Consider the following 7,625-nt stretch of genomic DNA (forward strand, 5'->3'; position numbering starts at 1 on the left):
GGCAGTCCGCCAAGAGATCATCCAGCATGTCATCGATGCGGTTTGGTTCTTTCTTCTTGCGTACCATGATGCGGTCTCCTGAGTTATTGGGATTCTAGACCGCTTACACAAAATTCTGATCAGTCTCCAAATCCATGCGTGATCTAGCTTGTAGTCCAAATACCCTCGCAGGTCCAATCGATACTCGCGTCGTGAATGCATTGTCCAAACGCTACCCCCTCGATACGGATTTTCTTGCCTACATGGCAATTTGCCACGGCGGGCAACCCACGATTGGAACAGTAAAGGTTAATGGCTGCCCTTATCGCGTTGCTGAGTTTCTCACGCTGCTCGATAGCGAATCAAAACTCATCGGCGACTTTCGCCCACACTTCGATCAAATTCAAACTGACGAACGTGTGGTGAAGTCAATATCTTCATTGATGAATTGCGAGTGCAACACGTCGAGATCGCTCTTTTCTGGCTTGCTTCCCTTCGCTGCCACTCAAACAGATATGTGCCTCGATCGCGGATATGTCGATCTCTTTTGCTTCGATTACCGCGTGCAACCTACCTCACCTACCGTTGTGATTTGGGATGCAAACAAAGCAATGGATGCGTACTTTGAATGGGACTCACTGCCATTCGAGCAGCAGTTCAGCGATGATGATGAGGATCAATGCCTCAACGTGAATTGGGATTCGTTTCTGATTCCAGTGGCTTCATCATTTCAAGAGTTCATCGGTATGTTGGAGCCAAATTCTAAATAGAGCTGCATAACAACGCCCATGCACGCCGACCGTCAAAAGGTAATCGGCTATAAATCCAGAGGTTACTAGCGTCGGGTGATGGGCAACGTTATGCTAAAGATGAACTAATGAGGAAACTACATCTATTTATAGCCTCGTCATTGATCCTTACTTCTTTGCTTACAGGGTGTTTGAATTTTGGCAAAGACGAAGAAACCACGACACCAACAGAAGCACAGTTGTCTCGGTGCCAGGTCGAAATGTATCTCAATCCTTCTATAAACATTGTCCCCCTTGGCTACAAGCTCGAAGGCTCTGGAATCGATGATGCCATTTGGTTCAAGTTCGAGACTGATGCATCCAGTTTGCAAGAGATATTTGACCGCAATGTGGTAGATACTTCAACGTTTAAGAACGGTTTTGTCTTGACTGATGGTATTAATGCATCGAAATGGTGGGATGTCGAAAACAAAGAAGTGCTTGGTGGTCAGGTAGAGCTGCCAAACGCAAGATTCATGAATATAGGCATCGAAAAGAATGATGATGGATATCAAGTTTATATTATGTGGCATGAAACGTAGAACATCAAAAATAGGCATTGATGCCGGAGAAAAGTAGGCAAGAGATTTGCATGCAAATAGAACGTTGGCTGAGGGCTAACGCTCCACAAAAGCGATCGCAGTCCCGCCCGTAGGGTGCATCCGCGAAGCGATGCACCAAAGCTCTAAATGAGGAATTTGGATAACCTCATTACAACAGCAACTCTAGCGATAGCCCAAAGCGACTGTCTTGGCCAAAGCGAGAGTTTTGCAGCTGAAAATCGGTGCCCAGCCGCAGCTGTCGCGTCACTGCATAGCCGATCGCAAGACTGGTAATGCCCACTTCCCCCTCGTTGCCGGGTGCCACCCAGCGCTGGCTCAGGGCCAGGTCGGCCCCGCCCCCCCGCGAAGGAATCAACATCAACCGCAGACCCACATCGAGCCCATGGGTTTGGTAGTCGGGCGTGCTGAGGGAGCGATAGCCTATCGTCGGGGCGATATTCACATAACCACCCAAAGGCAGCAGATAGTACCGCACTTCACCGCCATAGTCTTCCCGCTGGCCGTTCCAGCTGCGGTTGTAGGCAGCACTGGCGGTCAGGCCCGTTCCCCGCACCACAAACACATCCTCCACAGCCGCGCCCACACCGCTAATCTGCCCCGTCGACGAAAACTGAGCGTAGCCCACCCGCAGCCGAGTGCGAAAGCTGGGTTGATGGCGAATTTCGTTGGCCACGTCAGGCACTTGCTCCAGCCACCGCTGCAGCACCGGGCTGTTTTCGATCACAGCGGGGTCAAGGTCGAGGGTGGGTGCGATCGCCTCTGCATCCAGCGCTAACACCTCAGGTTGAGCAGCCGCTGGCGAAAACTCCACGCTAGCAAAATTAACCGTGGAGAATTCTGATGGCTGATGGGTTGCACAGAGATCGATAGCGTCGCCAACCACTGAAGCAGGGGGGGGTGGAGCATTCCAAGAGAACGCCCTAACGCAGGGGGAAATTGGTTGGGCGATCGCCCGTTGCCCCCACCCCAGCACCGTCAGGCATACCCAAATTCTCAGCAGACAAGTGGTCAATGGCAACACCCAAGCGGCTCCCAGTTTACGCAAACACCCTATGCATCTTAGCGCCTCGGCTTCGCTGCACAGTCTCAATGGCGCCGCCAAAAAAAGCGGCCCTACCGCAAGAGTAAAGCCGCTGGGGGAAACGAGGATAGCGTTTCAAAACCTATGTAGTCGCCCTAGCGCACCTGGCCACGAGCGGCGACGGTGTCGATCGGCTTCATAAAGTAGAGCTGCACCAGCTGCCAGCCGATGGTGGCAATGTGGGGCAGTTTTTGCAGCAGTTGTAGCGGCTTAGGCTGGTTAGACCCAGACACTGCCGCCAGTTTGGCGTTGGCCGCTGCCGCCACATCCAGCCGCTTAAAGAAAGCCGGATGATCGACGTTGAGCGTAATGGGAAAGACACGACCAGCGGTCTCGTTGGTTTTCTCAATTACCTCAATGTCATAGTCTCGCGCATCGAGGCCCAAGGAGGCATAGAAACCGCTGCGCTGGAGGTCGTTGAGGTACATGGTGGCAAACACCGACAGCAAAAAGAAGCGGCACCACAGCTTGGCCTTCCAGTCGTTGAGAATGTCGGGCTGGGCCTTCATCACAGCCGAGAAGAAGTCACCGTGGCGATTTTCATCCTGGCACCAGTTCTCAAAGAACCGGAAGATGGGGTAGATCTCGTTCTCGGGGTGCGCCTCAAGGTGGCGGAAAATGGTGATGTAGCGCCAGTAGCCAATCTTCTCAGACAGGTAGGTGGCGTAGAAGATGAACTTGGGCTTGAAGAAGGTGTAGTCTTTGCTCTTGGTCAAAAAGCCCAGGTCTAACTGCAAATTGAAGTCAGACATGGCCTTGTTGAGAAAGCCCGCGTGGCGAGCTTCGTCCCGCGACATCAGGTTAAAGCACTCGGCCAGCACCGGGTTTTTGCCCTTGAGGCGACGACCCAGTTCTTTATAGAGCAAAAAGCCCGAGAACTCGGCGGTGCAGGAGCGCTCCAGAAACTCTACAAACAGCTGCCGGGTCTCGCCGCTAATCGAATCCCAAGACTGGTCGAACGTGTCATTGCGCACGAAGTGGTAGCGGTTGTAGTCAACCCGAAACTCTTCGAGGATGGCGAGTAGCTCGGCTTCGTTGATCGAGATGTCCATGGCGGCCATCTCGTCGAAGTCGGTGGTGTAAAACCGAGGGGTGAGAATGGTGTCTTTGGCCGGAGCCTTTACCCCTGGGCGAATTTCTTGCAGTTCAGGCTTTTTAAGGGAATCTACCATGAGTCCTTAGATGGCGCGGTGGACAGGGGCCGGGCTATCTCCCGGTAAGCGATGAAGAGGAAACACCCATCTATATTTCAGGCCTAATCCGTGACCTGAAGAAAGAAAAAGCAGTGCCCTATATAAATCGCTAAATGTCAGTGTATCAGGGCTTTTAGGTCAGTCGACGGCGCTTTAAGTTTTGCAACAAAACCTTTCGGTAGTTAAAGCCAAAGCCGGGTTGTTCATGCAAATTCGTAACGCTGCATCTTAGTCTCGGGGTGCCTTGGGGCATGCTGAGAGTCACAAGCTGGCGCACAGCAGTGGAGGAAAATGATGGCGATCGCAGGCATTATTTTTATCGCTATAGGGGCCGTACTCTGGTGGGTGCAGCGCCGTCAACAGGGGCGCTGTACCCAGCTTAAGCTGGCACGGCCATCCCAAGCAGCGGACCTGACCGCTACCGCTGATGCCGTCGCGACTGAAATTGGCGGGGGTCACTGGCGCGACTATGTCTGGCTGCGAGGCTCCATCCAAGCCGCCTCTCCTCTGACTTCGGAGCTGAAGCAGTTGCCCTGTGTGAGCTACACGAGTACCGTCGTGCGCGAGTACGAAGAAACCGTGCGCGAAAAAGATAGCGACGGTCACATGACCACCCGCACCCAGCGCGGATCAGAAACCATTAGCGAGCATCGACAGCAGATTCCCTTTGACCTGGTTGATCGCTCAGGGGCAATACGAGTTGACCCTGAGGGTGCCCAGATCGAGCGAGTCGAGGTGCTCAATGAGTTTCGACCCGGCACACCGGCCGGGAACATGCTTTCATTTGGGCCGTTTTCTTTAGTGCTTAGCAGCGACAGCGGTCACGGAAACCGCAAAACTCTGGGCTATCGCTACCAGGAAACGGTTTTACCGCTAGACCGCCCAGTGCTGGTAGTAGGTATGGTGTGCGATCGTCACAGCTCCCTCACCATCACTAAGCCTGACCAGGCCAACCAGCCCTTTATCATTACGCTGAAAACCCACGAGGCCCTGACCCAAGCCGTAAATCAGAGTGCCCAGGTCGCCCTTTGGACGATGGTAGGGTGCTTTGGGGTTGGGGCAGTGCTCGTGCTGGCTGCAATTGTGGGGTAATACCAAATCCTGCCTGAATACCCCCGGTTCGTAGGGGCATAGCATGCTATGCCCCTACGAGGTTCCTGATTATGAATCGGGGTTTCCCAAATCGGATTTGGTGTACTTTACCGACTTAGTCCCGCCTAAAGCATTCCAGTTAAGACGACAGCCCTCCATGCCGGGGAATGAATCGCCTGGTGTACAGCCACCGGATGTCAGGATAGCGATCGCTGAACTTTTCCAGGCTGATTAAAGGGCCGGTGCCATTTACAACAAACTGCGGTTCGCCCATGCGACCAGTGCATCAGAGCTAGCGTGGCTCATCACCGATCTGGTTGTCTTCAATACCCTGTTCTAGCTTGTACTCAGTGAGCAGGCGGGTCATTTTGTAGCGCATTTTGAGGTGGGTTTCGACCCCTTCGTAGGCGTAGCGGTTAAAGCCAGCCTGGTCTACTAGCTGCTTGAGGTAGCTGACGCGATCGCCCGGGTTGGGGTGCGAGGCAAACCAGCTCACCCCCTGGTTGCCGTACTCCTCTTCGAGGGTAATCATCAGGTTGTGCAGGCCGTCGGCGGCGTAGTCGCTGGTGGCCAGGAGCTTGGTGCCCAAAATATCAGACTGGCGCTCCATATCGCGGGAGTAGCTCGACACAATCAGGCTGGCCGTCAAGTTAGCCACCTCAGGAATGGGAATAAACGAAGCCAGGCTAGCGGTCAGGTTGCCCTGGGTAACCATTTGAAAGCCGTGGGAGAGCACCGCGTGGGCCAACTCATGGCCTAGCAGCCCAGCCAGCTCGGCCTCGGAATGGCTCTTAGTCAGCGCTCCGGCGTTGATAAAGACTTTGCCGCCGGGCAGGGCAAAGGCGTTGAGGCTGTCATCCATGATCACCTCGAAGCTGTAGTCAAACTCGTCGCGCCCAGCTAATACCGCCAGGCGTTGGCCAATGTCATTGACGTAGGCACGAATCTCCGGGTCTTCGACCATGGGCAGCTGACGCTTGACCTGCTCGGCCACCTGCTGGCCCAGGCCGCTTTCGCCCTGCATTAGCAAAACCCCCGAGTTGATGGCGCTAAACGGCCCTAGCAGCCCGCCCGTGAGAATATAACCCGCCGCCCCAGTGAGAATGTTAGACACCAGGTTGCGGGTCAGGTTTTCGTTCATTTCGCCGCGAAAACGATCGAGGTTTTGCCGTGCCAGGTCAGCCATGGCCTCGGCATCGGGGTGCTCGGGGTTGAGAATGGCGAACTGGTTGGCGGTAATGGCGGCTTCGATCCACTGCTCGCGGGCCATTTGAACTTCGGCCTGGGCCCGGAGCAGATCGGGGTTATAGGGGTAGCGGGCGATCGCATCCTCCAGCAGTGCCATGGCCTCATCGGCGCGATCGTTTTGCACCAGATAGCGGGCATAGAGCGCCTGCCCCGGCAAAAATTCGGGGTAGTTTTGAACCAGCAGCTCCAGCGGCACCAGCACCCGACTGGGGAACGCCGACTCGGCCCCGGCCTGGGCCTCGCGCCAGTAGACCTGCCCGGCGGGAGGCAGGTCAGCGGGGTCGGTCAGGGGGGCGATCGCCATCTCGGGGGCGATTTCTGCCAGCCATTTAGAATCTTTTGCCAGCCGATAGAGGGGCTCAGCGGCAGCGATATCACCCGCCTGATACAGGCGATCGGCCTCGATCAAGACCTCGCTGCGCTTCGCCAACGCCGGAGACAAACCCGCCAGCAGCATTGCCAGCGTTGGCTCAGCATCGGGTGCTGTGGCCTCGGGGTCAACGTCGGCCTCCGACTCATCCTCCACAGCCTCGGGGCTAGGCTCCTGGGGTGGCAGCTTGAGCGTCCCATCGGGCGGTTCAGGGTAAGGGGTAGGGAGAGTACTCTCCGGCAGCGTCGCCGGATCCACCTGAAGGGTATCTTCGGCATCAGAGAGGAGCACCGGACTACCGCCATCTTCAGGCAGCCCTGGCCGCTCAATGGCCAGATCGGGCGTAGTCCCTAACACAACTCCCTGGCCCAGCAACACCATTCCTAAAAGGCTGGCCAGCACCACCGCCAAAAATCGCCTGGGCCGCCGCATGGCTCTCTCCTTAAAACTGTTTCTGCCACTATAACCAAGGAGCCATGCTCCCCGAGCCTTAATCAATAGGGCGACCCAGCCGTGGGGCACCACAGAGGGTTTTACAGCAGGATGCAAAAGCAGAACGCAAAAATAGCCGTCAGGTTCCCCTCCAGCCCTATTCTGACCCAATGCTTTGCCAAGCCAGAATCTGTACTCCTATAATTTTGTTAAGCAAATGTAACAGTGAAACTCCATGACTCTAGACGTGCTTCAGCCCTGGCTCAACTTTGTTCACCCCGTAATCATGTGGTTGCTGCTGGCCACTACCCTCTACGCCCTCTACTTGGGGGTGCAGGCCCGCCGCACCCGGTTGGCCGACGCCGAAACCCGCAAAGAGCTGATTAAAGGCAAGTTTGCCCTCAAGCATCACCAGGTCGGCTCGGTGCTACTAGCCGTTATGGTGTTTGGCACCGTCGGCGGCATGGGGGCCACCTATATTGAAGCAGGCAAGCTATTTGTCGGGCCTCATCTGCTCGCGGGTCTGGGCATGGCCACCCTGATCGCCACCTCCGCAGCCCTGGTGCCCTTTATGCAAAAGGGCAACGAAACCGCTCGCCTCACCCACATCAGCCTCAATATCGTGCTGGTGGGGCTGTTTGGCTGGCAGGCTGTCACCGGTATGCAGATTGTGCTGCGGCTGATATCGAATCTGCAATCTAGCTGAAGCGACACATCCTAACTATTTCAATACAAAGGGTTGATATCTTCAACTGGGCAGTCCTAAGTTCTTGATTGGATTTCTAGGCCGCCAAGTCAGGTGCACCAGCGCTGGGGCAGGAGTCTAGCTTAGCGGCGATGAATTTAGACAAAAGTAGAGTGGGCGGACTGTTGGGAAAA

Annotated in this window: 7 protein-coding genes; 4 read left to right on the top strand and 3 right to left on the bottom strand. The window is 55.3% G+C overall.

Features of this window, described 5'->3' with window-relative positions; all coding sequences use genetic code 11:
* Positions 1-134: 134 nt before the first annotated feature.
* Both IQ254_RS28015 and IQ254_RS28020 read left to right on the top strand, forming a co-directional pair.
* The gene (locus tag IQ254_RS28015) at positions 135-749 is read left to right on the top strand and encodes a hypothetical protein (RefSeq protein WP_193969441.1); all 615 of its coding nucleotides are present in this window, start codon (positions 135-137) and stop codon (positions 747-749) included.
* A gap of 170 nt (positions 750-919) precedes the next feature.
* Complete coding sequence (locus tag IQ254_RS28020; RefSeq protein WP_193969442.1) at positions 920-1,309, top strand: hypothetical protein; 390 nt, start codon at positions 920-922, stop codon at positions 1,307-1,309.
* Between the two features lie 169 nt (positions 1,310-1,478).
* Here the strand turns inward: IQ254_RS28020 and IQ254_RS28025 are convergent, their stop codons facing one another.
* Complete coding sequence (locus tag IQ254_RS28025) at positions 1,479-2,351, bottom strand: hypothetical protein (protein ID WP_193969443.1); 873 nt, start codon at positions 2,349-2,351, stop codon at positions 1,479-1,481.
* A gap of 155 nt (positions 2,352-2,506) precedes the next feature.
* Positions 2,507-3,583 carry a magnesium-protoporphyrin IX monomethyl ester (oxidative) cyclase gene (acsF, locus tag IQ254_RS28030; protein ID WP_193969444.1) on the bottom strand — a complete coding sequence of 359 codons (1,077 nt, stop codon included), beginning with the start codon at positions 3,581-3,583 and terminating at the stop codon, positions 2,507-2,509.
* A 312-nt stretch (positions 3,584-3,895) separates the two neighbouring features.
* Here acsF and IQ254_RS28035 point away from each other — a divergent pair, with 312 nt between their 5' ends.
* Positions 3,896-4,696 (top strand): E3 ubiquitin ligase family protein, encoded by an 801-nt coding sequence (locus tag IQ254_RS28035; RefSeq protein ID WP_193969445.1) that lies wholly within the window; start codon positions 3,896-3,898, stop codon positions 4,694-4,696.
* 292 nt (positions 4,697-4,988) lie between these two features.
* Here IQ254_RS28035 and IQ254_RS28040 read toward each other — a convergent pair whose 3' ends face one another.
* Positions 4,989-6,746 (bottom strand): M48 family metallopeptidase, encoded by a 1,758-nt coding sequence (locus IQ254_RS28040; protein ID WP_193969446.1) that lies wholly within the window; start codon positions 6,744-6,746, stop codon positions 4,989-4,991.
* A gap of 235 nt (positions 6,747-6,981) precedes the next feature.
* On the opposite strand from IQ254_RS28040, the gene IQ254_RS28045 reads away from it, so the two are divergent.
* Positions 6,982-7,452, top strand: coding sequence for a DUF4079 domain-containing protein (locus tag IQ254_RS28045; protein ID WP_193969447.1), 471 nt, complete (start codon positions 6,982-6,984; stop codon positions 7,450-7,452).
* Positions 7,453-7,625 lie beyond the last annotated feature (173 nt).

The sequence above is a fragment of the Nodosilinea sp. LEGE 07088 genome (genome assembly GCF_015207395.1).
In the GTDB taxonomy this organism is placed as follows: Bacteria; Cyanobacteriota; Cyanobacteriia; order Phormidesmidales; family Phormidesmidaceae; genus Nodosilinea.

What these genes read in the sequence shown, in the direction of transcription:
- IQ254_RS28015 (WP_193969441.1), top strand. Translation starts at nt 135, where the DNA reads ATGCGTGATCTAGCTTGTAGTCCAAATACCCTCGCAGGTCCAATCGAT.
- acsF (WP_193969444.1), bottom strand. Translation starts at nt 3,583, where the DNA reads ATGGTAGATTCCCTTAAAAAGCCTGAACTGCAAGAAATTCGCCCAGGG.
- IQ254_RS28035 (WP_193969445.1), top strand. Translation starts at nt 3,896, where the DNA reads ATGATGGCGATCGCAGGCATTATTTTTATCGCTATAGGGGCCGTACTC.
- IQ254_RS28040 (WP_193969446.1), bottom strand. Translation starts at nt 6,746, where the DNA reads ATGCGGCGGCCCAGGCGATTTTTGGCGGTGGTGCTGGCCAGCCTTTTA.
- IQ254_RS28045 (WP_193969447.1), top strand. Translation starts at nt 6,982, where the DNA reads ATGACTCTAGACGTGCTTCAGCCCTGGCTCAACTTTGTTCACCCCGTA.